This is a genomic window from Pacificibacter maritimus (assembly GCF_003814915.1).
Classification (GTDB): domain Bacteria; phylum Pseudomonadota; class Alphaproteobacteria; order Rhodobacterales; family Rhodobacteraceae; genus Celeribacter; species Celeribacter maritimus.
Map to the genome: position 1 here is coordinate 138,710 of NZ_RKQK01000004.1, position 24,728 is coordinate 163,437.

The 24,728-nt window shown below is 49.4% G+C and carries 22 protein-coding genes and 1 tRNA gene; 18 read left to right on the forward strand and 5 right to left on the reverse strand.

The features are described 5' to 3' along the window. The first annotated feature begins 13 nt into the window (after positions 1 to 13). From EDD53_RS12200 to EDD53_RS12235, 8 genes are all read left to right on the forward strand, one after another. Positions 14 to 715, forward strand: a complete 702-nt coding sequence (locus tag EDD53_RS12200) for a uroporphyrinogen-III synthase (RefSeq protein WP_123793647.1) — start codon at positions 14 to 16, stop codon at positions 713 to 715. Between the two features lie 79 nt (positions 716 to 794). Next, a complete protein-coding gene (locus EDD53_RS12205) occupies positions 795 to 2,009 on the forward strand; it encodes a COG4223 family protein (RefSeq protein WP_123793649.1) in 1,215 nt (404 codons plus the stop codon). 12 nt (positions 2,010 to 2,021) lie between these two features. Next, positions 2,022 to 3,518, forward strand: coding sequence for a heme biosynthesis protein HemY (locus tag EDD53_RS12210; protein ID WP_123793651.1), 1,497 nt, complete (start codon positions 2,022 to 2,024; stop codon positions 3,516 to 3,518). A gap of 155 nt (positions 3,519 to 3,673) precedes the next feature. Further along, the gene (locus EDD53_RS12215; RefSeq protein WP_123793933.1) at positions 3,674 to 4,522 is read left to right on the forward strand and encodes an OmpA/MotB family protein; all 849 of its coding nucleotides are present in this window, start codon (positions 3,674 to 3,676) and stop codon (positions 4,520 to 4,522) included. A gap of 90 nt (positions 4,523 to 4,612) precedes the next feature. Continuing rightward, on the forward strand, positions 4,613 to 5,917 hold the full coding sequence (locus tag EDD53_RS12220; protein ID WP_123793653.1) for a flagellar hook protein FlgE: 1,305 nt from the start codon (positions 4,613 to 4,615) through the stop codon (positions 5,915 to 5,917). A gap of 34 nt (positions 5,918 to 5,951) precedes the next feature. Next, positions 5,952 to 7,412 carry a flagellar hook-associated protein FlgK gene (gene flgK / locus EDD53_RS12225; RefSeq protein WP_123793655.1) on the forward strand — a complete coding sequence of 487 codons (1,461 nt, stop codon included), beginning with the start codon at positions 5,952 to 5,954 and terminating at the stop codon, positions 7,410 to 7,412. 44 nt (positions 7,413 to 7,456) lie between these two features. Next, on the forward strand, positions 7,457 to 8,419 hold the full coding sequence (locus EDD53_RS12230; RefSeq protein ID WP_170162754.1) for a flagellin: 963 nt from the start codon (positions 7,457 to 7,459) through the stop codon (positions 8,417 to 8,419). Further along, a complete protein-coding gene (locus EDD53_RS12235; protein WP_123793659.1) occupies positions 8,419 to 9,522 on the forward strand; it encodes a flagellar basal body P-ring protein FlgI in 1,104 nt (367 codons plus the stop codon). The genes EDD53_RS12230 and EDD53_RS12235 overlap by 1 nt, the downstream gene beginning before the upstream one ends. An 83-nt stretch (positions 9,523 to 9,605) precedes the next feature. Here EDD53_RS12235 and EDD53_RS12240 read toward each other — a convergent pair. Then, positions 9,606 to 9,692, reverse strand: a tRNA-Leu gene (locus EDD53_RS12240). Between the two features lie 141 nt (positions 9,693 to 9,833). Between EDD53_RS12240 and EDD53_RS12245 the strand changes: the two genes are divergently transcribed. After that, a complete protein-coding gene (locus EDD53_RS12245; protein ID WP_123793661.1) occupies positions 9,834 to 10,820 on the forward strand; it encodes a complex I NDUFA9 subunit family protein in 987 nt (328 codons plus the stop codon). Positions 10,821 to 10,873: 53 nt separating this feature from the next. On the opposite strand, the gene EDD53_RS12250 is transcribed toward EDD53_RS12245, so the two are convergent. Continuing rightward, entirely contained in the window at positions 10,874 to 11,680 is an 807-nt protein-coding gene (locus EDD53_RS12250; RefSeq protein WP_123793663.1) for an undecaprenyl-diphosphate phosphatase, read from the reverse strand. Between the two features lie 226 nt (positions 11,681 to 11,906). On the opposite strand from EDD53_RS12250, the gene EDD53_RS12255 reads away from it, so the two are divergent. Both EDD53_RS12255 and gltB read left to right on the forward strand, forming a co-directional pair. After that, positions 11,907 to 13,340 carry an NAD(P)-dependent oxidoreductase gene (locus tag EDD53_RS12255; RefSeq protein ID WP_123793665.1) on the forward strand — a complete coding sequence of 478 codons (1,434 nt, stop codon included), beginning with the start codon at positions 11,907 to 11,909 and terminating at the stop codon, positions 13,338 to 13,340. A gap of 157 nt (positions 13,341 to 13,497) precedes the next feature. Beyond that, complete coding sequence (gene gltB / locus EDD53_RS12260) at positions 13,498 to 18,033, forward strand: glutamate synthase large subunit (RefSeq protein WP_123793667.1); 4,536 nt, start codon at positions 13,498 to 13,500, stop codon at positions 18,031 to 18,033. 112 nt (positions 18,034 to 18,145) lie between these two features. On the opposite strand, the gene EDD53_RS15010 is transcribed toward gltB, so the two are convergent. Beyond that, entirely contained in the window at positions 18,146 to 18,292 is a 147-nt protein-coding gene (locus EDD53_RS15010) for a hypothetical protein (protein ID WP_246002399.1), read from the reverse strand. Between EDD53_RS15010 and mtgA the strand changes: the two genes are divergently transcribed. Genes mtgA through queG form a run of 3 tightly spaced genes read left to right on the forward strand, consistent with a single transcriptional unit; the run spans position 18,291 to position 20,704 of the window. After that, entirely contained in the window at positions 18,291 to 18,926 is a 636-nt protein-coding gene (gene mtgA, locus EDD53_RS12265; RefSeq protein ID WP_425464067.1) for a monofunctional biosynthetic peptidoglycan transglycosylase, read from the forward strand. The genes EDD53_RS15010 and mtgA overlap by 2 nt on opposite strands. A gap of 48 nt (positions 18,927 to 18,974) precedes the next feature. After that, positions 18,975 to 19,640, forward strand: coding sequence for an FtsZ-binding protein FzlA (gene fzlA / locus EDD53_RS12270; protein WP_123793671.1), 666 nt, complete (start codon positions 18,975 to 18,977; stop codon positions 19,638 to 19,640). Between the two features lie 26 nt (positions 19,641 to 19,666). After that, the gene (queG, locus tag EDD53_RS12275; RefSeq protein WP_123793673.1) at positions 19,667 to 20,704 is read left to right on the forward strand and encodes a tRNA epoxyqueuosine(34) reductase QueG; all 1,038 of its coding nucleotides are present in this window, start codon (positions 19,667 to 19,669) and stop codon (positions 20,702 to 20,704) included. 13 nt (positions 20,705 to 20,717) lie between these two features. Here queG and EDD53_RS12280 read toward each other — a convergent pair whose 3' ends face one another. Together EDD53_RS12280 and EDD53_RS12285 are read right to left on the reverse strand one after the other, a co-directional pair. Further along, positions 20,718 to 21,179, reverse strand: a complete 462-nt coding sequence (locus tag EDD53_RS12280) for a hypothetical protein (protein WP_123793675.1) — start codon at positions 21,177 to 21,179, stop codon at positions 20,718 to 20,720. Between the two features lie 102 nt (positions 21,180 to 21,281). Next, entirely contained in the window at positions 21,282 to 22,151 is an 870-nt protein-coding gene (locus EDD53_RS12285) for a branched-chain amino acid aminotransferase (RefSeq protein WP_123793677.1), read from the reverse strand. Between the two features lie 164 nt (positions 22,152 to 22,315). Here EDD53_RS12285 and EDD53_RS12290 point away from each other — a divergent pair, with 164 nt between their 5' ends. The 4 genes from EDD53_RS12290 to EDD53_RS12305 all read left to right on the forward strand — a co-directional run bounded on the left by EDD53_RS12290 (position 22,316) and on the right by EDD53_RS12305 (position 24,726). After that, positions 22,316 to 22,822, forward strand: coding sequence for a MarR family winged helix-turn-helix transcriptional regulator (locus EDD53_RS12290; protein WP_123793679.1), 507 nt, complete (start codon positions 22,316 to 22,318; stop codon positions 22,820 to 22,822). After that, positions 22,819 to 23,514: a response regulator gene (locus tag EDD53_RS12295; RefSeq protein ID WP_123793681.1), complete on the forward strand. Its 696-nt coding sequence runs from the start codon at positions 22,819 to 22,821 to the stop codon at positions 23,512 to 23,514. Before EDD53_RS12290 ends, EDD53_RS12295 begins: the two co-directional genes overlap by 4 nt. A gap of 102 nt (positions 23,515 to 23,616) precedes the next feature. Continuing rightward, entirely contained in the window at positions 23,617 to 23,859 is a 243-nt protein-coding gene (locus EDD53_RS12300; protein WP_123793683.1) for an exodeoxyribonuclease VII small subunit, read from the forward strand. Beyond that, a complete protein-coding gene (locus EDD53_RS12305; protein ID WP_123793685.1) occupies positions 23,860 to 24,726 on the forward strand; it encodes a polyprenyl synthetase family protein in 867 nt (288 codons plus the stop codon). Positions 24,727 to 24,728 lie beyond the last annotated feature (2 nt).

Here is a 24,728-nt window from a genome sequence, read left to right on the forward strand (position 1 = left end):
CACACTTCACACAATGCTGAGAGATGTTTTGCCAAACACTGTTTTAATAACACGACCCCAAGACGACGGGGTGCTTCTGGCGGAAAAGATTCAACAGCGGTGTAGGGACGCGCAGGTAATTGTCGCACCTGTGTTGAAAATTGAACCTGTTCACTTTGAACTTCCCTCTATGAAAATTGATGCAATCGTTTTGACATCAAAGCATGGAGTCGAAGCCGCTGCGGCGCGTTGTCTTGATGTGCCGATTTTTTGTGTTGGCGATGGAACTCAGCGTGCGGCTGTGCAGGCTGGGTTAAATGCCGTATCTGCAGAGGGAACTTGGGTGGAATTGGTTGCACTTATTCGCAAATCTCCATGCAAAAAACTTTTATACATTCGCGGAGAGCATGTGCGGGTAGATCTATGCGCTCAACTTGCGGCGGCTGGGCTTGAAACATATTCAGTCGTTGCCTACCGCCAAATAGCCTGCAGGTTTTCTGCAGATGTCAGGCAAGAAATTGCGCTGCAACAGTCGATAGTGCTGCCATTGTTTTCACCGAGGTCGGCCAAAATTGTGTCCCAAAATCTTGATCCGTATACTGGCGAAATTACACTAATTTCGCTTTCTCAAGCGGTCGCTGACGCTTGGTCGGGGCCAATGGCGAGTAAAGTGATCTGCGCCAAAGTGCCTAATTCAGGTGCGATGTTTGATCTTATAGTGTCGCAATTGGATTGAATGGCTTGAGGGTCGTTTTCAGACCGATTAGGCTTCTACCGTAAAGAATAGAGTTTGTTTGGAATCGAAAGGTTAGTTTGTGTCACGGTCAAAGAAAACTACTAAAAAAGTCGAAGAGACAGAGACCATCGAAAGCACTACATCCACGGATGCAGAGGGCACAACAGTCACGGAAGTTGAGGCGATTGAAGCAACTTTAACTGAGGATGATGCAGTTCAATCAGATGAGGTTGTACAGGATGACCCATCGGATCATGACGTAAACTCACCCGATCCACAAACAGAAGAACCCAATGATACCACCGAGGTCACAGAGCCCGAAGTTGTCCCCGCCACAGAACCACCAGTTGTTGTGAAAAAAACTGGACTGATACCTATTGTTTTGGGGGGTGCGCTTTGTGTTGCTGCTGGATACGCTGGCGCAAATTTTCTCAAGCCGGATGGTTGGCCCTTCCCAGGCGGTTCTACAGTTGAAACCGAACAGAGACTCGCAGACTTAGAAGCCGCCATTTCAAAAAACCAAGCAGCAGTTTCTCAGAACGTGGAAAGAATCGAGAGCGTGCAAGATGCGGCGCAGTCAGCTGCTGCAGCACTTTCATCACAGATCGATGCGTTGGATGTAAAGGCTGCGCTTGATCCATTGTCTCAAGACCTCAAAGCACTTGAAGAAAGATTGACCTCTTTGGAAGCAGCACCAGTGGCTCAAGCTGTCGTTTCACCTGAAGCGACAGCGGCTTATGAGCGTCAACTGGATGAAATGCAGACTTTGTTGAATGCGGAAATATCGCGCCTGCAAGAGGCGAAAATCACAGCCGAAGCGACAAAAGAAGCAGCGGAAAAAGTCACTGACATGTCGCGCTTGCAAGAAGCCATCAACTCAGGGGTGCCTTTTGCATCAATGATCGGCAGTTTGTCGATTGATGTGCCAGAGGCAATCCAATCTGCTGCAAATCAGGGCGTTCCCACTTTGCCAGAGCTTGCTGATGCATTCGAGGGCGCAGCCGATATTGCAATTGTGGAAACTGCTAAAGTTGATACCGAAGGTCAAAGTTGGTCTTCACGCTTCTTACGGTCACAGTTGGGGCTGAGATCTTTGACGCCGAAAGAAGGTAATTCACCAGATGCAGTCCTGTCACGGGCGCAACAAGCGGTACGTGAAAATGATCTGGCAAAGGCTTTATCCGAAATTTCTGCACTTCCCGATGTGGGGCAAGCTGTAATGGCAGATTGGGTCGCGCGTGCGCAGACTCGTCTTGATGTTACAAATGCACTCTCCGCAATGCTTGCTCAATAGAAAGGCGCAAATATGCTCTGGTCACTGATTAAAATAGTTTTCTTTGTCGCGCTTGTTGCCCTTGTCGCTTTCGGCGGAATGATCCTGATGGATAGCGAAGGCAGCATGGATATTGCCTTTATGGGTTTCAAAGTCAGCCTATCCCCAATTAAAGTTGTGATTGCACTTGTCGTTTTGCTTGTTGCCGCTTGGTTGATTTTGAAAATAGCAGGCCTTTGTGTCGCTCTTGTAAAATTCCTGCTTGGTGATGAAACAGCTATTTCACGCTACTTCGACCGAAATCGTGAACGCAAAGGTTTCGAAGCGATGGCCGAAGGACTGATGGCGCTCGCATCTGGTGAGGGTCGGGTTGCGATGTCAAAAGCATCCAAGGCGGAAAAATACCTGCGCAAACCTGAATTGACCAACTTACTGATCGCGCAGGCCGCAGAAATGACGGGCGATAGGCGCAAAGCACAAGATGTTTATCGTCGCTTGGTGAAAGATGATCGCACGCGTTTCGTTGGTGTGCGTGGGATTATGAAGCACAAGCTGGAAGAGGGTGATACGGAAACTGCCCTGAAGCTTGCTGAAAAAGCATTCGCGCTCAAGCCAAAGCATGTCGAAACTCAAGATACACTCTTGGGCTTGCAAGCAGGTAAAAGTGATTGGGCAGCCGCGCGTACAACTCTGTCAGCTAAGCTTAAACATGGCGCTATCCCTCGTGACGTTCACAAACGTCGTGATGCGGTTTTGGCACTATCCGAAGCGAAAGGCGTGTTCGAAGCCGGCGCAACGGTTGAGGCACGCGAGGCCGCGATTGAAGCCAATAAAAAATCACCTGATCTTATTCCTGCGGCAGTATTGGCCAGCGATGAATATGTTCGCCAGGGTAAACCTCGCCCCGCTGCGCGTATTTTGAAAAAAGCTTGGGATTCGCAGCCGCATCCAGATTTGGCAGCCGCCTTCGCGCGTATTGTTCCTGATGAAACGCCTAAGGCGCGGTTGAAGCGTTTCGCGGGCTTAGTGCGTGCGAAACCCGGTCACCCTGAAACAAAAATGTTACTGGCAGAACTGAATATCGCAGCAGAAGATTTCCCCGAGGCGCGACGCATGTTGGGTGACTTGGTGAAAAGCGATCCAACAGCACGGTCCATGACTTTGATGGCAGCGATTGAACGCGGCGAAGGCGCTGACGATGTCGTTGTGCGTGGGTGGTTAACACAAGCACTTACCGCAAGCCATGGTCCGCAATGGGTTTGTGATAAGTGTCAAACCGTCCATCCTGCATGGGCTCCGATCTGTGATAATTGCGCAGCTTTCGACACTTTAAGCTGGCGTACGCCTGCACATTCAGAAGTCTCCATGCCTGCGGGCACAGAAATGCTACCGATGATTGTTGGTGCAGATGCAGTCCTTACAAATGATGCCGAGGTTGCGCATGATATCGATCAAGAGGCCGCTAACGTGGACATCGTTGAAGTGGTCGCTGAAGATGTTGATCCAATAGAGAAGCCAGAAAAGCCATAAATCGGTATGACCAAATCATAGTTACCTCTGGTTTGGTCGCCGTAATGCATTGGTGATGTGTAAAGATTTCTAAAATAACAACTATTTTAACAGTTAAGCCCACATAAACACCTGTTTGCTATCACTCAACTTGGGTGAATGAACGAGGTGGTGGCATGAGCGCTAAAGGTAACGCGCCAATTATCATAAAGAAAAAGAAAGTCGTCGGTGGTGATGGTCACCACGGTGGTGCATGGAAGGTGGCATATGCCGACTTTGTGACTGCGATGATGGCTTTCTTTTTATTGATGTGGCTTTTGAATGCGACAACGGAAAAGCAGCGCAAAGGGATTGCCGATTATTTCAATCCCACAATTCCGATCAATCGAGTCTCAGGGGGCGGTGATGGGACATTTGGCGGCGACTCTGTATTTACAGAGGAAACGCTTGCACAAAATGGTACTGGCGCCTCTACTTCGACTTCCACGATCACAGATAGTTCTCCCAGTGATATTTCGTCAGAATCAGATGCGAAATCTGCGCTTGAAAGTCAGGGATTCGCAAAGATAGAAGAGCTATTGTCAGCATATAGCGGTGAAAGCATGGCCGCAGATGACGCGCTCAGGCATATCGTTACGCGCGTCACGGATGAGGGCCTTATCATCGAATTGTTTGATCTACCCGATGAACCCCTATTTTCCCGCGGAGAAATCACCCCTGAACCCATCACTGAACTGCTTGTTTCCATGATGGCAAGGGTTTTTTCAGTTGTTAAAAATGACATTGCTATTACAGGCTTTGTACGCTCAGAACCCCTTGTTGTTGTTGATAATCCTGTTTGGGATCTTTCTACCCAGCGGGCTGATAAAATTCGAATACTGTTGGAAGAATCAGGAATTACGCCCAAACGCATTCAGCGCGTCACGGGCTATGCTGATCGCAAGGCTGCGGTGAGGAACCCAATGGCAGTTAGAAATAACCGTGTTGAAATTATTCTACTTAGAAATAATTTTCGTAAGAATTAGATCAGATTTGAGATGTTAGTCGCCTGTTAAGGGGTGCCGTGCATGTTGGGACTTATATTTCGGGTCCCAGCAGCAGAAAGGCGCTACCCTATGACAATTTCATCCTCTCTAAATGCGGGTGTGGCCGGCCTAAACGCCAATGCCACACGACTTGCAACAATTTCAGACAATATCGCGAACTCAAATACATACGGGTATAAGCGCGCATCGACTGATTTTGAATCTTTTGTAATCGCCAACAATGCAGGTGCAGGTGTTTATTCTGCGGGTGGCGTTCGAGCGTCGACCACGCGCTTGATCGAAGAGCGCGGCGCATTGATATCCACGTCAAATGCGACCGATATCGCAGTTGCTGGGCGCGGTATGTTACCGGTTACGACCGCTGTTTCGTTGGATGCGGCCACCGGCGACCAGCCAATGATGATGTCTACAACAGGGTCTTTTCACACAGATTCTGACGGGGTCCTTAAAACGGATTCTGGGCTCGTGCTATTGGCTTGGCCCGCAGATGCCGATGGATCGATCCCCACATTCCCACGTGATACAATGGCGGGATTAGAACCTGTAGTGATCAATGCAAATCAAACAGCAGGTGATCCAACAACAGTGATGAACTTGGGGGTTAACTTACCCGCAGAAGACGCGACTGATCCTTTGCCACTTTCAGTTGAATACTTTGGAAACTTGGGAACATCTGAAACGCTGGATATGACATTTACGCCTGAAGCTGCTGACAATACTTGGACTTTTACAATTCGGGATTCAGCGCAATCAGGCACTATCATTGGCGAATATACGCTTGAATTTGACGCTTCGCGTGCAAATGGTGGTACGCTTGTTTCGGTAAATCCAACCGCTAATAATCCCGCAGGCGCAACCTATACTGATGGTGTTCTAGCTCTTGAAGTTGGTGGTGGAGCAGCTGTTTCTGGTGGGCCGATTGAGATGACGATTGGTAAAATAGGTGACACAAATGGCTTAACGCAGCTCTCGGATAGTTTTGCACCCACCCAAATTACGAAAGATGGATCTCCTGTAGGTAACCTTACGTCAGTCGAAGTTGATGATAACGGTTACATTACAGCGACCTATGACACTGGTTTTACAAGAAAACTTTACCAAATTCCTTTGGTGGATGTCCCTAATCCGAACGGGCTGATTTCGCTAAACAATCAAACCTATCAGGTTTCACCAGACTCAGGTTCGTTCTTTCTGTGGGACGCAGGCGATGGACCAACAGGTTCAGTCGTTGGGTATGCGCGCGAAGGTTCAACGACAGATGTGGCGGGAGAGTTGACAGACCTTATCCAAACACAGCGTGCATATTCGTCGAACGCCAAAGTCATCCAAACGGTTGATGAAATGCTGCAAGAGACAACGAACATTAAACGCTAAACTGATCGAGGCCCGTGAATAAGGAGATTGAAACATGAGTATCGGAAACGCACTTTCAAATGCTCTCTCGGGCCTCAACGCGGTCTCCCGCGCAGCGGATGTCGTGTCGTCAAACGTGTCAAATGCGATGACCGAAGGGTATGGTCGGCGAGAAATCGAACTGACGTCTCAAACATTAGGCCGCTTTGGTGCCGGCGTGGAAGTGACAAGCATTACGCGTCAAAGTGATCCCGTCATAACAGGTGAACGTCGTATTGCTGATGGCGAAGTCGCTTTGGCTGAAACGCGCACTGACTTTCTAAATGATTTTACCCGCGCTATGGGTCAACCTGATGAGGCTGGTTCAATCTCGGGGCAAATTGTTTCGTTGGAAGCGAGTCTGATTGAGGCATCCAGTCGCCCAGAATCTGAGGCGCGTTTGCAAAATGTTTTGTATGCAGCTCAAAGCTTGACCGAAAAAATAAATTCCACAGCCGACTCTCTGGTCGAAAGTAGAATCGCAGCAGATCAAGATATCGGTAAAGCGGTTGACGTCTTGCAGTCTTCATTACAGCAAGTGGCGGATCTTAATGTGGCGATCCAACAAGGCCAATCTTCTGGCTATGATATCAATAGTTTGCTCGATAAAAGGCAAAGTGTTGTAGATCAAATTTCGCAAATAGTTCCAGTGAAAGAGGTATTGCGCGAAAACAATATGGTAGCGTTATACACGCCTGGTGGATCCATACTTGTAGATTCAAAAGCGGCTGAATTGGGCTTCTCAACCGTCGCGACGATTGCGCCAGAAATGAGCGTAGCATCGGGTGCTTTGTCGGGCCTTACAATCAATGGGCAACCGGTTTCCACGGATGCCAACAAGGGGCCAATCGCGGGCGGTAGGCTTGCTGGACTATTTGAGGTGCGCGATGAACTTATTCCCGATGCCCAGATTAAATTGGATGCTGTCGCGAGGGACTTGATTGAACGATTTCAAACTTCGGATGTAGATCCCACGCTCGCGATAGGCGACGCGGGTTTTTTCACGGATGGAGGAGAAGCTTTCGACCCGCTGAACGAAGTGGCACTTTCAGGCCGCCTCTCAGTGAACAGTGGCGTTGATCCGGTCCAATCGGGTGATCTTTGGAAAATCCGTGATGGTTTGGGCGCAAGTGCTGAGGGCGAACAGGGAAATGCCTCCCTACTTTTGGCTATGACGGATGCACTGCAATCGTCTCGTGTTGTTTCATCTGGGGGATTTTCCTCCGCAGAGCGCACCGCATCTGGTCTATCTGCCGACTTCTACTCAATCATTGAATCGGACGCGTTGAATTTCGAAACGGGAATGAGTTTTTCGGCAGCGCGCCAAGAAAACTTGAAATCGATTGAACTTGAGGCTGGTGTGGATACCGATTTTGAAATGCAACAGCTCCTTATCATTGAACGTAACTACGCGGCGAACGCGAAGGTAATTCAAACTGTTGATACCTTACTCAACCAATTGATTGGAATGGTATGATGAATAGTGTTTCTCACGGGGATCTTGCCTCTTCGCTCAAAAATATGCGGCTAGTCAGCCAGACCAAGCAAGATCTTGAACGGTATAACTACGAAGTTGCGAGTGGTAAAAAAAGTGATCTACGTCAGGCGACTTCTGCGGATTTTGCCCCCTTGGCATCAATCGAACGCTCCTTGCGCTCTTTGTCGGCCTACGAAAACGCGTTGACGGAAGCTGAGCTGTTTACATCGTCTCTGCAAACGGTTTTGGGAACGGTTTCCGATCAGGTATCTAGTATTTCGACCGATATTCTCACAGCCTCAAGTACAAGCCCCGACCATTCAAATATCGTTGTTGCTAAGGATGCGCGCAGTAAACTCGATACGGTTGTAGCAACTTTGAATACACGTGTTGGTGGTCGCTCTTTGCTAGCAGGTACAGCAACGGGTGGTGCTGCGCTCGTGGATGCCCAAACTATGCTAGACGAGGTTACCACATTGGCCTCTGCAGAATTAGATGCCGCAGGTGTTTTATCGGTAGTGGATGATTGGTTCGATGCGCCTGGTGGCGGTTTTGAAACCAGTGGGTACTTGGGGTCTGACACCAACCTGTCACCCTTCGCACTAAACGAACATCAAAAAGCGGATCTATCGATCAAGGCTGATGATGAATCTATCCGCGACACACTAAAGGGTTTGGTGCTTGCTGCCTTGATCGATCAAGGAATCATGGGTGGTGATATAGACCAGCAAAACACTATCCTACAAAAGTCAGGGGAGACTCTGCTTGCCGCTGATGCCAAGTTGACGAACGCACGCGCAGAGGTCGGTACTGTTGAGCAGCAAATTTCTCAGGCCAAACTATCCAATTCTGCAGAAAGCTACGGTTTGGAAATGGCGAAATCAAAAATTGTGTCTGTCGACATCTACGATTCAGCTGCCAAATTAACTCAGGCACAAGCACAGCTTGAAATGATTTACACGATCACAGCACGTCTCTCGAATATGAAATTGTCGGATTATATCTAATGCTCAGAATTTTACTCTCAGGTGTGTTATCGCTTCTTGTTGTTTTGTCGGCTCATGCATCGCCCATAAGAATAAAAGACCTTGTTGAATTCGATGGTGTGCGTGGAAACGACCTTGTGGGATATGGCTTGGTGGTTGGCCTAAATGGAACAGGCGATGGGCTTCGGAATGCGCCTTTCACCGAAGAAATCATGTCAAATGTTTTGGAGCGCCTCGGCGTCAATGTGTCGGGTGAACAGTTTCGGCCAAAGAATGTTGCAGCCGTCTTCGTAACTGCAACACTCCCTCCATTTGCACGGACAGGTTCTCAGATCGATGTCACCATATCGGCGATTGGCGATGCAAATAGTTTATTGGGTGGAACATTAATCATGACGCCAATGAACGCGCCTGACGGTCAAATATATGCTGTTGCCCAAGGCACGGTCATTGCTGGCGGCGCTGCAGCCAAAGGCGACGGAGCTGCTGTTGTTCAAGGTGTCCCCACCGCCGGCGTCATACCATCGGGAGCTCGGATTGAGCGCGAAATCGAATTCGATTTCACCAAACTAAAGTCAATCCGCTTAGCGCTTCGAAATCCTGATTTCACGACAGCAGAGCGTATAGAGGTTGCTATCAACAAGAACTTTGGACGGGTCGTTTCTCGAATGCTCGACTCTGGAACCGTAATTTTGGACATATCGGCTACAAAATCACTTTCTCCGGCCCATGCGCTCGGGAGAGTTGAAAATATTTCGGTTGAGCCTGAAATAAAGGCTCGTGTGATTGTCGATCAGCGTTCGGGTACCATCGTAATGGGAGAAGATGTCAGAATATCTCGAGTTGCCGTCAGTCAGGGGAATTTAACACTACGAATTGAGGAAGAACCGCTCGTGGTTCAGCCCAACCCGTTTTCTGAAGGGGGCACTGTAGTGGTGCCGCGAACGCGTGCCGCAATTGAGGAAGAGCCTGGAATTGGTTTGGCTGAAATTCGCGATGGTACATCACTTTCAGAGGTTATTTCAGGTTTGAATGCCTTGGGCGTTTCCCCACGGGATATGATTGATATTTTGAAAAGTATAAAGGCAGCAGGTGCTTTGCATGCGGAATTCGTGGTTCGCTAGGTGTTTTGAATGTGTTGGCGGTATCGATGTTCATGGCTGCCAGTAAGGTAAAACTTGATCCAAGACTGAAAAGAACATCGATCTGGTGCCCAGGAGAGGACTCGAACCTCCACATCGTTGCCAATACTAGCACCTGAAGCTAGCGCGTCTACCAATTCCGCCACCTGGGCAGGTGTCGAGAGGTCGGCGTTTAAAGTGCAGATTGTGGCCTGTCAACGAAAAATAGATTGTTTTCGATAGCGTTTATAGCGTCTTGTTCATTTGGTTCTGAAAAGCTAATAAAAACATGGAAAATGGCATTGGAGATGCAGATGACGAAATTGGTCACCATCTATGGCGGCGCTGGCTTTGTTGGGCGTTACATCGCACGTCGTATGGCGAAAGAAGGTTGGCGGGTGCGCGTTGCGGTGCGCCGTCCAAACGAGTCTCTTTACGTTAAACCGTTTGGAGTGGTGGGGCAGGTCGAACCCGTAATGTGTAATGTACGCGATGACGATTCTGTGCGCGCAGCCATGCAAGGGGCTGATGCTGTTGTGAACTGTGTTGGGGTTCTAACTGAATTAGGCAAAAATTCATTTGAAGCCGTGCAAGCCGAGGGCGCTGGACGTATTGCGCGTATCGCTGCCGAGCAATCAGTCGGTACGCTAGTCCATTTGTCTGCGATTGGTGCAGACGAGGATTCTGAAAGCGACTACGCGAAAACGAAAGCTCACGGCGAGGCGGCTGTTCTAGATGCGTTTCCTGATGCAGTGATTTTACGCCCGTCAGTGATCTTTGGAACAGAAGATGAGTTTTTCAATCGTTTTGCGAAAATGACAAACTTTGGACCAGTCCTGCCATTGGTGGGCGGTGAGACTAAGTTCCAACCTGTTTATGTTGATGATGTAGCTCAGGCTGCCGTCATGGGTGTATTGGGAAAAGCCGAGGCTGGTGTTTATGAGCTGGGTGGACCTGAAGTGGATAGCCTGAAAGGCTTGATGCAAACGATGTTGGAAACAATTCAGCGTCGTCGCTTTATCGTGAATCTTCCCTTTTTTGCTGGTGACTTCATGGCAATGGGCTTTGGTTTGCTGCAATCGCTTACGTTTGGCTTGTTCCACAATCACGTTTTGACTCGTGATCAGGTGAAAAACCTAGCCTGTGATTGTATTGTTGATGCCGATGCTGAGGGTTTCTCAGACTTGGGTATTTCGCCAACTGCTATGGATGTAATATTGCCCGAGTATCTTTGGGTCTACCGTGATTCAGGTCAGTACGCGGCTATTCGAGACAGTGCGGCGAATTTGCGTAATAACTGAGGCTCGATATCTTGTTTTTTCAAAAGGCGCGCTTTGCATTGAGGCGCGCCTTTTTATGTGCTGTAGGATATAACTAGCAAGGTTATACCCAAAATGACGCGATAAATGACATAAGGTGTAAAGCTGACCGAACGTAGGAGGCGCATCATCAATGTGAGGGCGCCTAGTGCGGATGCAAATGCAAAGACAGCGCCGATGCTTGCGTGTTTAAGTAATTCCCAATTCGCGTCGCCTGCAACTTCTAAACCAAGCAAAATACCTGATGCCATTATGGTCGGAATTGACATTAGCATCGCGATTTTTGCACCGTCTTCACGCGCATAACCAAGGGCGCGTGCGCCAGTAATTGTTATGCCTGAACGTGAGGTTCCTGGAATCAGTGCTATCGTTTGCCATATCCCCAAAATCATTGCGTCTTTGAGGGACCAGTTATTTTGATTTTTCTCTACAGGGCTTCGTCGATCAAACCAATAAAGGACTAAGCCAAATATCAACATGGTCCAGCCAATCACGCGGATGGATCTCAGGCTGTCAGACAGCCCAGTTGTTTTCACGATCAATCCAAAAATGATGACGGGTATAGTGGAGATCAGCAGTAGGAGAGCTAGTTTTGAGCCCTCCGTGTCGATTTTGCCCATCGCCATACGGGGTGTGCCTATCAAAGCTACGCGGACGTCGCGCCAAAAATAAAGTATCACAGCGCCGAGCGTGCCGACGTGAACAGCAACATCTATTGCCTGACCTTGATCGGTGGCGCCGGTAAAGTAGGGCAAAAGAATCAGGTGGCCAGACGAAGATACGGGCAAAAATTCTGTAACACCTTGAATTAACGCAACGAGGAGTAAGTAAAACAGGCTCATTCGAAATCTTTCCCTAGCTTCGACCTAACTAATAAACCCATTTAATCTCAATAAGAAGAATGATTTTAGGTCAGCTATTATGATATAAAAAACTAGTTTCACCTGAGTTGCGAGGCTGGGTTCTGCTAAAAAAATCTATTTAGGGCAGCACTAATGACTTTTCTTTTTACTGGGTTCTCTGTAAACAACGTCAAAACTCAAATTCAACTCACGGAGATATTGTGTCATGGCGAAAGAGCCGATGCTCAAGTTTGTGAACGTAAGTCGGGCGATGCCTGAAAAGCGTGACGCAGAAAACCGTAAGGGCGACTTCTTGGAAATCTACGGAGATTTCATCTCTGATAAAGCTGAAGAGCAAGCGTCTCGCTGTTCGCAATGTGGCGTGCCATATTGTCAGTCTCATTGTCCCCTGCACAACAATATTCCAGATTGGCTACGCTTGACTGCCAGCGGTCGCCTGAAAGAGGCATATGAGGTGTCGCAAGAAACCAATGCCTTTCCTGAAATTTGTGGCCGTATTTGTCCGCAAGACCGTTTGTGTGAAGGCAATTGCGTCATCGAGCAATCTGGCCATGGCACGGTTACAATCGGCACTGTTGAAAAATATATTACTGATACGGCGTGGGAAAATGGCTGGGTTGAGCTGATCAAGCCGTCTACTGAGCGTACCGAAACCGTGGGTATCATTGGTTCTGGCCCAGGTGGTATTGCAGCGGCTGATCGTCTGCGTCGCGCAGGTCTGCAGGTCACTGTATATGAGCGCTCTGACCGTGCAGGTGGCTTGCTGACTTATGGTATTCCTGGGTTTAAGCTGGAAAAAGATGTGGTTATGCGCCGCATTGAGCAATTGGAAAAATCTGGCGTCGAATTTGTTTTGAACTGCAATATTGGTGAGGACATCACTTTTGACGCATTGCGTGAAAAGCACGATGCGGTATTGATCGCGACTGGCGTATATAAATCACGTGATCTGCAAGGCCCTGGTGCAGGTTCTGAGGGAATCGTCCGCGCTTTGGATTACTTGACTGCCAGTAACAAAGTCTCATTTGGCGATAAAGTTACCGAATTCGAAAATGGTGAATTGAACGCTGCGGGCAAAAAGGTCGTTGTGATCGGTGGTGGTGATACTGCGATGGATTGTGTGCGCACAGCTATTCGTCAGGGCGCAACATCCGTCAAATGTCTGTACCGCCGCGATCGGGCGAATATGCCAGGCTCTCAACGCGAAACACAAAACGCTGAAGAAGAAGGCGTGGAATTCGTATGGCTTTCTGCCCCTAAAGGCTTTGCTGGTAACCCAGTTTCTGGCGTGATGGTGCAAAAAATGCGTCTTGGTGTGCCTGATGCATCAGGTCGTCAATCCCCCGAAGTTATCGAGGGCGCTGATTATGTTGAAGACGCGGACTTAGTCATCAAAGCTCTAGGTTTCGAACCTGAAGAGCTCCCAAAACTATGGAACGCAGAAGGCTTGGAGGTCACGCGTTGGGGGACTGTTTTGGCAGACTTCAAAACGCATGAAACCAAACTCCCTGGTGTTTACGCTTGCGGTGATATCCAGCGTGGCGCGTCTTTGGTTGTTTGGGCAATTCGCGACGGTCGTGAAGCGGCTGACGCGATCGTTGAACAAGTCAACGCTGCCGCCAGCGTCGCCGCTGAATAAATCTAAACGGGTCGAGGGCGTGGTGTCCAATCTTGCGCGTATGCGTTTGAGACATGAACGTGGTGCCACGCCATAGTTCCTCGACTCTCCTGAAGTCTTAAAGAGCATTCGCTCTGACCCAACGGCCCAATGGCCATGCATTAGAAAGGGTTCCGACATGAAAAAATTTGATCAAAGCTGGGCCGCACGCGAAGAAGCAAAACGCGAGTGGATGGCACAGAATTCTTTGTTCCGTGAAGAAGACGAGCATTCCTCTTGTGGGGTTGGTCTTGTCGTTTCTGTAGATGGATCAAAGTCACGTAAAGTTGTCGAAAACGGTATCGCTGCCCTTAAGGCTATTTGGCACCGCGGCGCTGTAGACGCTGACGGTAAAACTGGTGACGGTGCTGGTATCCACGTTCAAATTCCTGTGCCGTTTTTCCACGATCAAGTAAAGCGTACAGGGCACAAGCCGCGCGCTGATGAATTGATTGCAGTTGGCCAAGTCTTTTTGCCGCGCACAGATTTTGGCGCTCAAGAAACATGCCGCACAATTGTCGAATCTGAAGTGCTGCGCATGGGCTACTATATTTACGGCTGGCGCCATGTTCCTGTCAGCGTTGACTGCTTAGGCGAAAAAGCCAACGCCACCCGACCTGAGATTGAACAAATTTTGATTTCAAACTCTAAAGGCGTGGACGAAGAAACATTCGAACGCGAACTCTATGTGATTCGTCGCCGAATTGAAAAAGCGGCGCAAGGCTCGGGTGTTCAATCTTTGTATGTCTGTTCCTTGTCGTGCCGTTCGATCATATACAAAGGCATGATGCTGGCAGAACAGGTCGCGGAATTCTACCCAGACTTGATGGACGAGCGTTTTGAATCTGCTTTCGCGATTTACCACCAACGCTATTCAACCAACACATTCCCGCAATGGTGGTTGGCGCAGCCGTTCCGCATGTTGGCGCATAATGGTGAGATCAACACCTTCAAAGGCAATAGAAACTGGATGCGCTCGCATGAAATCCGCATGGCGTCCAGCACCTTTGGGGACACAGCAGAGGATATCAAGCCGATCATTCCACAGGGTGCATCAGACTCTGCTGCGCTTGATGCGGTGTTTGAAGTCTTAGTGCGCGCAGGTCGCTCTGCGCCAATGGCGAAAACGATGTTGGTGCCCGAAGCATGGTCACAGCAGGCCGTTGAGCTGCCCCAAGCATGGCGTGACATGTATTCTTATGTGAATTCCGTAATGGAGCCTTGGGATGGCCCTGCGGCCTTGGCGATGACAGATGGTCGCTGGGTCTGTGCTGGCCTTGATCGCAACGGTTTGCGCCCAATGCGGTATGTTGTGACTGGCGACGGTCTTGTAATCGCGGGTTCAGAAGTTGGCATGGTGCCGACTGATGAAGCAAATGTAGTCGAAAAAGGTGCGCTTGGGCCTGGACAAATGTTGGCGGTCGATATGGCTGACGGCAAATTATACTCTGACCAAGAAATGAAAGATAAGCTTGCGGCCTCACAACCCTTTGGGGAATGGGCAGGCAAGATAAAGGATCTGGAAAAGGATCTTTCAGGTCTTGAAGAAAAAGCAATCTTTAGTGGTGCTGAGTTGAAGCAGCGCCAAGTTGCTGCTGGATACTCTATTGAAGAGCTAGAACAAATCTTGGCCCCTATGGCTGAAGATGGCAAAGAAACATTGGCCTCTATGGGGGATGATACACCTTCTGCCGTTCTGTCCGAAAAATATCGCCCGCTCAGCCATTTCTTCCGCCAAAACTTTTCTCAGGTAACCAACCCTCCGATCGATTCCTTGCGCGAATACCGCGTGATGTCTTTGAAAACGCGTTTCGGGAACTTGAAAAACGTGCTGGACGAAAGTTCTGCGCAGACTGAAATTTTGGTTCTCGACAGTCCTTTCGTTGGCAACACCCAGTTTGAGGCGCTCAAAGCAAGCTTCAATGCAGGCATGACTGAAATCGACTGTACTTTCCCTGTGGACGGTGGACCGAACGCCCTGCGCGAAGGTCTGGATCGCATTCGTGCGGAAGCAGAAGAGGCCGTGCGCTCGGGCGGTGGCCATATCGTATTGAGCGACCAAGGTCAAAATTCTGAACGCGTTGCGATGCCAATGATTTTGGCGACATCTGGCGTTCACAGCTGGTTGACCCAAAAAGGTCTGCGCACATTCTGTTCTTTGGGTGTACGTTCCGCTGAATGTATTGATCCGCATTACTTCGCGGTTTTGATTGGCTGTGGCGCGACCATCGTGAACGCTTACTTGGCCGAAGATTCTTTGGCGGATCGTATCGAGCGCGGCCTTTTGGATTGCACATTGACCGAAGCAGTCGCGCGCTACCGTGCGGCGATTGATGCAGGTCTTTTGAAAATCATGGCAAAGATGGGGATCTCTGTGATTTCATCTTACCGCGGCGGTTTGAACTTTGAAGCTGTTGGGCTTTCACGCGCCATGTGTGCCGAATTCTTCCCTGGAATGCAGTCACGCATCTCTGGAATCGGTACAGGCGGCATTCAAAAGAAACTCCTCGAAGTACATGCGCGAGGCTTCTTGGGAACAGGCGCTATGCCAATTGGCGGTTTTTACAAGTCACGCAAATCTGGCGAAACCCATGCATGGGAAGCGCAGTCAATGCACATGCTGCAATCAGCTTGTGATCGTGCCTCATATGAGATGTGGAAACAGTATTCCGCCAAAATGAAATCCAACCCGCCAATTCATTTGCGCGATTTATTGGATATTAAAGCGCTGAATAAACCAGTGCCGATCGAAGAAGTTGAATCTATCACAGCGATCCGCAAACGTTTTGTCACACCAGGTATGTCACTAGGGGCACTGTCTCCAGAATCGCACCGTACCTTGTCCATCGCGATGAACCGCATCGGTGCAAAATCCGATTCTGGTGAAGGTGGGGAAAGCCCAGAAGATTTCACACCAGAACCAAATGGCGATAATGCATCTGCAAAAATCAAGCAGGTCGCATCGGGGCGTTTTGGTGTAACTGCCGAATATCTGCTTGCCTGTGAAGAATTGGAAATCAAAGTAGCCCAAGGCGCGAAGCCAGGTGAGGGCGGTCAGCTGCCCGGCATGAAGGTGACAGACCTAATTGCCAAACTTCGTCACTCGACTAAGGGTGTGACTTTGATCTCGCCGCCACCGCACCACGATATCTATTCTATCGAAGACTTGGCTCAGCTGATTTATGACCTCAAGCAGATCAACCCGAACTGTAAAGTTACAGTCAAACTCGTCGCTTCATCTGGCGTAGGTACAATCGCTGCGGGCGTAGCTAAAGCTAAGGCTGACATCATTTTGATCTCTGGTCACAATGGTGGCACTGGCGCTTCGCCTGCGACTTCGATCAAGTTTGCAGGGCTTCCGTGGGAAATGGGTTTGACCGAAGCGCACCAAGTTCTGTCTATGAATAACCTGCGTGAACGTGTGACTCTGCGCACCGATGGTGGTCTGCGCACTGGTCGCGATATCGTTATGGCTGCGATGCTTGGCGCCGAAGAATACGGTATTGGCACGGCTGCATTGATTGCTATGGGTTGCATCATGGTACGCCAATGTCAGTCGAATACATGTCCAGTAGGTGTTTGTACTCAAGACGATGATTTGCGCGCAAAGTTCACCGGAAATGCCGATAAAGTGGTCAACTTGATCACCTTCTATGCACAAGAAGTCCGTGAAATCTTGGCCTCTATCGGTGCGCGGTCTTTGGATGAAGTTATCGGTCGTGCAGACCTGTTGACGCAAGTTTCACGCGGTTCTGCGCATTTGGACGATCTTGATCTTAACCCGCTTTTGATCACCGTCGATGGTGCTGATAAAATCGTTTACGATCGCTCCAAGCCGCGCAACGCTGTGCCTGATACTCTTGATGCACAGATCGTTTCCGATGCTGCGCGCTTCTTGAATGAAGGTGAAAAGATGCAATTGTCCTATGCTGTGCAAAATACGCACCGCACAATTGGTACGCGCACCTCCAGTCACATCGTTCAGAACTTTGGCATGAGAAACGACCTACAAGAAGATCACCTGACAGTGAAACTCACGGGATCTGCGGGGCAGTCATTGGGTGCCTTTGCAGCTCCTGGTCTTAAGATCGAAGTGTCTGGTGATGCAAACGACTATGTGGGCAAAGGTTTGTCTGGCGGTATCATTGTGGTTCGACCGCCCATGAACTCGCCACTTGTAGCCTCTGAAAACACGATTATCGGCAACACCGTGTTGTACGGTGCAACCGATGGTAAACTTTTCGCTGCTGGTCGTGCAGGCGAACGTTTTGCTGTGCGCAATTCAGGAGCGACAGTTGTTGTTGAGGGATGTGGATCAAGCGGTTGCGAATATATGACGGGCGGCGTTGCTGTCATCCTTGGCTCCATTGGCGCGAACTTCGGTGCAGGCATGACAGGTGGTATGGCTTATCTCTACGACCCAGAGGGCACGGCTCTGCAGTTAATGAACCTCGAAACTCTGGTCACATGCCCTGTCACTGTCGACCATTGGGAAAATGAACTAAGGTCCCACGTTGAGCGTCATGCAAATGAAACAGGCTCAATGAAGGCGCGTGAGATTTTGGCCAACTGGTCAGTTGAAAAAGACAACTTCTTGCAAGTTTGCCCGAAAGAAATGTTGGTGCACCTAAAGGCGCCCCTAACTTTGGAAAAAGGTGCAATTCCAGCGGAATAAGCGCTGCACTAGAATAGTGATTTAAAGTCCCCAAGTGATTGGGGGCTTTTTTTCTGTGTATAATTCACAGCTTTTCACTTCGGGATCTTGACCTTTTGCTTGTGAACATGACTCACTGCGCCATGGCCAAGAAAGCAACGACCTCTAAATCGCATAGGCGACCAACGCGCAAGAACACCAAATCCAAACGTCCCGTTGCGAAAGTGTCGGCAGCAGGGCGCGGGCTTGTTGCGCGCATGCGACGGCGCTTCGCTCTCATGATAGGCGGGGTTTTAGTGCTCGCGCTGTTGTGGATTTTATCCTATAAAATTATCCCCGTCCCCACGACACCCTATATGAGAAGCGAGGCACGCGTGCTTGGCGATGTTGACTATCAATGGGTGCCAATTGAAAATATAGCGCCCGTTTTAGCGCGTTCCGTCGTTGCATCCGAAGACGCGAATTTCTGTGAGCATTGGGGCTTTGATCTTGGTGCTATTCGCGCCGCGATAGACGAGGGGGCGGGACGTGGTGCTTCGACCATTTCGCAGCAAGTTGTGAAGAACGCCTTTTTGTGGCACGCACGATCTTGGCCGCGCAAAGCCCTTGAGGCTTTGATAACGCCGATCGTTGAACTTACATGGAGCAAACGCAGAATTCTTGAGGTCTATCTCAATATTGCTGAATTCGATGAAGGCGTGTTCGGGGCAGAAGCGGCGGCGCGGTCGTATTTCGGGGTTGGGCCTGAAGCGCTCACAGCTCAGCAAGCGGCGCAATTGGCGGCAGTCCTGCCCTCACCAAAGTTGCGCAGTGCTGGTCGACCAGGCCCATTTGTTCGCAGGCGTGCAGCACAGGTTTTGGATGGTGCTGCCACGATTAAAGCGGATGGGCGCTCAAGTTGTTTCGAGGATTGATCTAAGCGCGTTTTCACGGCAATTAAGAAGAAAAAATGAGTGGTACCAATGATCCGACTTTTCCATGTTCCCCTATCGCCGTTTTGTCGCAAAGTGCGCCTAAGCCTCGCTGAGAAAAAACTAGAAGTTGAACTCGTCGAAGAGCGCTATTGGGAACGCGACCCTGATTTTTTACGTCGCAATCCAGCGGGTAAAATACCGATATTGCGCATCGATGATATGACGCTTTCGGAAAGCTCTGCGATTTGCGAATACATTGAGGAAAAACACCCAACGCCGTCGTTGATGCCAAAGGACCCTGAAGGGCGATTTGAAGTGCGGCGGTTGGTATCTTGGTTCGATGATAAGTTTCATCACGAAGTGACATCTAACCTGCTGTATGAGCGGGTGAACCGCAAGCTTACAAAGTCAGGCTATCCAGATTCTAAGAATGTAAAAGCGGGCGCTAGGGCGATTAAATATCACTTAGATTATATGGCATGGTTGCTGGATCGACGGCGCTGGTTGGCAGGGGACAGTATGACCTTGGCAGATTTTGCTGCGGCAGCGCATCTATCGTCGCTGGATTACATTTCAGATGTCGATTGGAATCGGTCTGCAGTGGTCAAAGATTGGTATGCAAAAATTAAGTCGCGCCCGGCATTTCGGTCTTTGTTGGTTGATCAGGTATCAGGATTTCCGCCACCCGCACATTACGCCGATTTAGATTTTTAAGATCACTATGCGCAAGGGGCCTAACCGTGGATGGATTGACGAAAGAAGCTGTGCGCGCCCAAGCTATCGCCGAAGGGTTTACGATGGTGGGCTTTACGCGGCCTGACATTCCAGAAGCGATGGAACGCTTGCAAAAATTTGTTGATCTTGAGCGTCATGGCCAAATGGCTTGGATGCAGGACCGTATGGCGTGGCGTGGCGATCCGTCAGCGCTCTGGTCTGAGGCGAATTCAGTGATTATGCTCGCTGAAAGCTATACGCCTGATGATGATCCTATGGCGGCAATTGAGCGCACTGAGGCAGGGGCAATTTCTGTCTATGCGCGCAATCGCGACTATCATGACATTGTAAAAAAACGTCTAAAACGTGTTGGGCGTTGGTTGATTGATGTAGCTGGCCCAGACACTCAGATTAAGGTCTTTGTGGATACGGCGCCTGTTATGGAAAAGCCACTCGGGGCGAAAGCAGGGCTTGGCTGGCAAGGCAAGCACACAAATCTTGTTGGGCGGGAATTGGGCAGTTGGTTCTTTCTAGGGGCTATATTTACCACGCATACTTTTGAGCCTGATCAAGAGGAAACGGATCATTGTGGGTCGTGCACTGCCTGTCTGACAGCTTGCCCTACGGATGCATTTCCTGCGCCTTATCAAATCGATGCGCGTAAGTGTATTTCATATCTCACAATTGAACATCACGGGCCCGTGGATCCAGTCATGCGCCCAAAGCTTGGCAATCGAATTTATGGCTGCGATGACTGTTTGGCTGTTTGTCCGTGGAACAAGTTTGCAGTTGAGGCTGCCGATATTCGTTATCGCGCACGGGCCGATTTAGTCGCACCGCCACTAGCTGACCTTGTTGTGTTAGATGATAGGGGGTTTCGTGAAAAATTTTCAGGCTCACCCATCAAGCGTATTGGTCGCGATAGGTTTGTGCGCAATGTTCTATATGCCATTGGTAATTCGAATGCACCGCACTTTATTGATGTCATCCGACCACTGCTATCAGACGTAGATGAGACCGTGCGAGATGCTGCCAACTGGGCGATGACACAGCTTTCGAAATAACCAAAACTTTGGCTTAGTTGTCAAAAACACGAAACCATGAACCCGAATTACTTTGGGTTTGTTTACGCGCCAACTCTTTTTCAAGTGCTTCAGCATGCGCTTTAACCATGCGTTCAGCACGAACAGATGCCTTAATACCTTTAGCAGCTTGACTGAAGGGATAGGGCCCAATCTGGCTACGGCCAACGATATAAGTGACACTCACAGTATTATCTGATGGGGTATCGCGAAATTTGACTCGAACCTTTGCGTTATAGCGGTCAAAAGCCACGTTCAGGGCATTTCTTATATCATTCTTTTGCGTGTTTGATTTTACTTGCGAGCCGATTGAGATCAGTGCCACTATTTCGCCTGATGTGGCAATCAAACCTGCTTCAGCCAGCTTTTCATAGGTAATTCCCAAGGGCCGAAAATGTGGGTTCTTAGTTATGAAATATGCAGATAGGGCAATCACGGCTGGAAGTATGATCAACATACTAACCGTTCCAATGATGAGTGTATCTCTTCTGATCAAAAGCCTGCTCCGCAACATGTCACTTTGACATCTTTAGCAGTGCAAGCTTTCGTTTTTCTTAAGCTAGGCGCGAACCAGCTTTTCGTATGAGTCTGCGATGTCACGCGTAAGAGCGCCGACTTCGAATGTGTAGTCGCCGATTTGACCAACTGGCGTTACTTCGGCAGCTGTGCCAGTGAGCCAGCATTGTTCGAAGCCTTCAAGCTCTTCGGGCATTATAACGCGCTCATGCACCGGAATGCCTTTTTCTTTCAGCATTTCGATAATTGTCTGGCGCGTAATGCCATTTAGAATTGCATCAGGAATGGGGGTGTGAACTTCGCCATTTTTTACGAAAAAGATGTTTGCTCCTGTCGCCTCAGCGACATAGCCGCGATAATCCATGAACAGCGCATCTGAGCAACCTTTTGCTTCGGCGGCATGTTTGGACATTGTGCAGATCATATACAGGCCAGCGGCTTTTGCGGCTGTAGGAATGGTCTCTGGCGATGGGCGTTTCCACTTGGCAATATCAAGTTTGGCCCCTACGTTTTTGGCATCTCCATAATAGGCGCCCCATTCCCACGCAGCCACCGCCATGCGCACAGGATTTTTGTTCGAAGCCACGCCCATATCTTCACCAGCGCCGCGCCAAGCTATTACGCGCACATAGGCATCGGTCCAGCCGTTTGCTTCGAGAACGGCATATTTAGCAGCCTCGATTTCGTCGACAGAATAGGGGATTGGCATATCCAGCAACTCGCCTGATTTCAGCAAGCGTTCAGAATGTTCGCGGGATTTGAAAATTTTACCGTTGTAGCAACGTTCGCCTTCAAATACGGAGGAAGCGTAATGCATGGCATGAGTTAAAATGTGGACCTGCGCGTCGCGCCAGTCAACAAGGTTGCCGTCCATCCAAATTTTGCCATCACGATCTTCGTATGAACCCGCCATAAATTAATCCCTCATGTTCGTGTATTTGCATAAGTTGCGCTTTGCTGTGAAATATCCGACATTATCTTGCGCAAAGTTTGAATTTCGGTATCAATTGCGGTTGGGAATGTCAATGTGGCTGACATATGACGCTCTTGAATGGCAAGTGAGGGGACAAGTACAATATGGCGGAAAGCAAAGGTACGCAAAGCGGCGAAAGCCTGTTGTTCTTGACTGATGAACAGTTGCGCAAAGGCATTGAGGCCATGTTTTTTGCCTATCGCGGATTTACCTCGGATCCTGATAAGATTTTGGAAGCACATGGATATGGCAGAGCTCACCATCGCGCTGTCCACTTTATTGCCCGTGCTCCTGGAACCACTGTTAATGCTTTGCTTGAGGTTCTCGGCGTCACCAAACAGTCTCTAAACCGCGTTCTGCGCGCGTTGATTGCACATGAATTGGTCGAAAGTCGGGTTGGAAAGCAAGACAAGCGTGAGCGCCACCTGCATTTGACCCAAAAGGGGTTGGCGCTTGAGGCTGAGCTATCACAAGCTCAACGCACCAGAATGCGCAGAGCCTTTAGTCAGGCAGGGCCAGATGCTGTTGTTGGCTTTAAGCAAGTTCTAGAGGCAATGATGGACGAAGATCAAAAAGCCTATTTTAATGCCTTAAAGGAATCTGATCAGTGAGCGATGTGCATCTGTTAATTGTTGACGACGATGAGCGGATCCGCCAGCTTTTGCAAAAGTTTTTAATCCGCCATGGGTTTTGTGTGACATCAGCAAGAGATGCCGCCCATGCGCGCAGACTTTTAGCCGGCCTTGAATTCGATATGATCGTCATGGATGTGATGATGCCTGGAGAAGATGGGGTCGCTTTGACGCGCAGTTTGCGTCAAATAATGACCACCCCAATCCTATTGCTGACAGCCAATGGGGAAACCGAACACCGTATTGCAGGGCTTGAAGCGGGGGCTGACGATTATCTGGCCAAACCCTTCGAGCCACGAGAACTGCTTTTGCGTATCAATGCGGTTTTGCGCCGTGTGCCACAAGTGGAAGAAGTGGCAGTGCTACCTAAATATCTGCATTTGGGCAGCTTTCGTTATGATGTTGAGCGCGGAGAGCTTTGGGAGGGGGATCACATTGTTCGGCTCACCCAAACTGAAGCCCAACTAATGCGCATATTTTCAGCAACCCCCAGTGTTTCTGTGACAAGGGCCGAGCTGGTAGAAAAGCTGGGGCGTGATGGCGGCCAAGCCCAAGAGCGGGCTGTAGATGTTCAAATTACGCGACTTCGGCGCAAGTTCGAAAAAGACCCGCGTCAACCTAGGTTTTTGCAAACCGTTCGCGGCACAGGTTATATGCTAAGCCCAGAATAAGATGCCCAATCAAAAATGCGAAAACTGCAACTGGTCAAACAGGTGCAATTCCCTGTATGCAGGCCTATATACTCGTGGGTGGACCTGTCTGGAGATTGAATTATGACCGAAACAAGCGTGTCTGAAATGAGCTTTGAAGTTGCGATGAATGAATTGGATCAGGTTGTTGCTAAGCTTGAACGCGGTGAAGTCGCGCTTGAGGACAGTATTAATCTGTATAAACGTGGTGCTGAGCTGAAAGCGCATTGCGAAGCCAAGCTAAAAGACGCCGAAGAAAAAGTTGAAAAAATTTCAGTTGGCGCTGACGGCAAACCCGTTACCGCTCAAGCTGTTGAAGGTCTCTAAATGCAGGCGCGTCTCGACCAATGCCAAGCTTTGGTGCAAACCTGTTTTGACGCTGTGCTGTCCCCGTTAGGTGACACCAACGTTGAAGCTGGCATGCGTTACGCCCTTCAAGGTGGCAAGAGATTGCGTGCTTTGTTGGTGGTCGAAAGCGCAGCCTTGCACGAGATCCCTTCAATACAATCAGTGTGGTCTGCCGCAGCAATTGAGGCGATGCATGCCTATAGCCTTGTCCACGATGATTTACCCTGCATGGACGACGATGATTTGCGTCGTGGTCAGCCTACGGTGCATAAACGTTGGGATGAAGCCACTGCTGTCTTGGTTGGGGATGCTCTCCAATCGCTGTCATTTGAGCTTTTGTCGCGTCCGGAGGTCGCCGAATCCAGCCAGATTAGGGTCGATTTGCTGGCTTCACTCGCGCGCGCTTCTGGGGCGCAGGGCATGGTACTTGGTCAAGCTCAAGATATTGCAGCTGAAACATCTGAAGCGCCACTTGATCTCATGGCGATTACAGAATTGCAGGCGAATAAAACAGGCGCTTTAATCGAATGGTCTGCCTGTGCTGGTGCAATCTTAGGTCAAGCAAGCCCTGCGCCGTTGCGTGCATATGCGAAGGCCATTGGACTCGCGTTCCAAATTCAAGACGATGTTTTGGATGTGATTGGTGATACTGATAAAACAGGTAAAGCCGTCGGAAAAGATCAAGATGCTGGTAAAGCAACTTTTGTCTCGCTTTTGGGCCTTTCCGGTGCTCAAGGCCGCGCTGCCAAACTTGTTGATGAAGCTTGTGCTGCACTTGATCCCTATGGAAACCGCGCTGAGCCCTTGCGTGACATCGCGCGCTTCGTTATCTCGCGCGAAACCTAAGA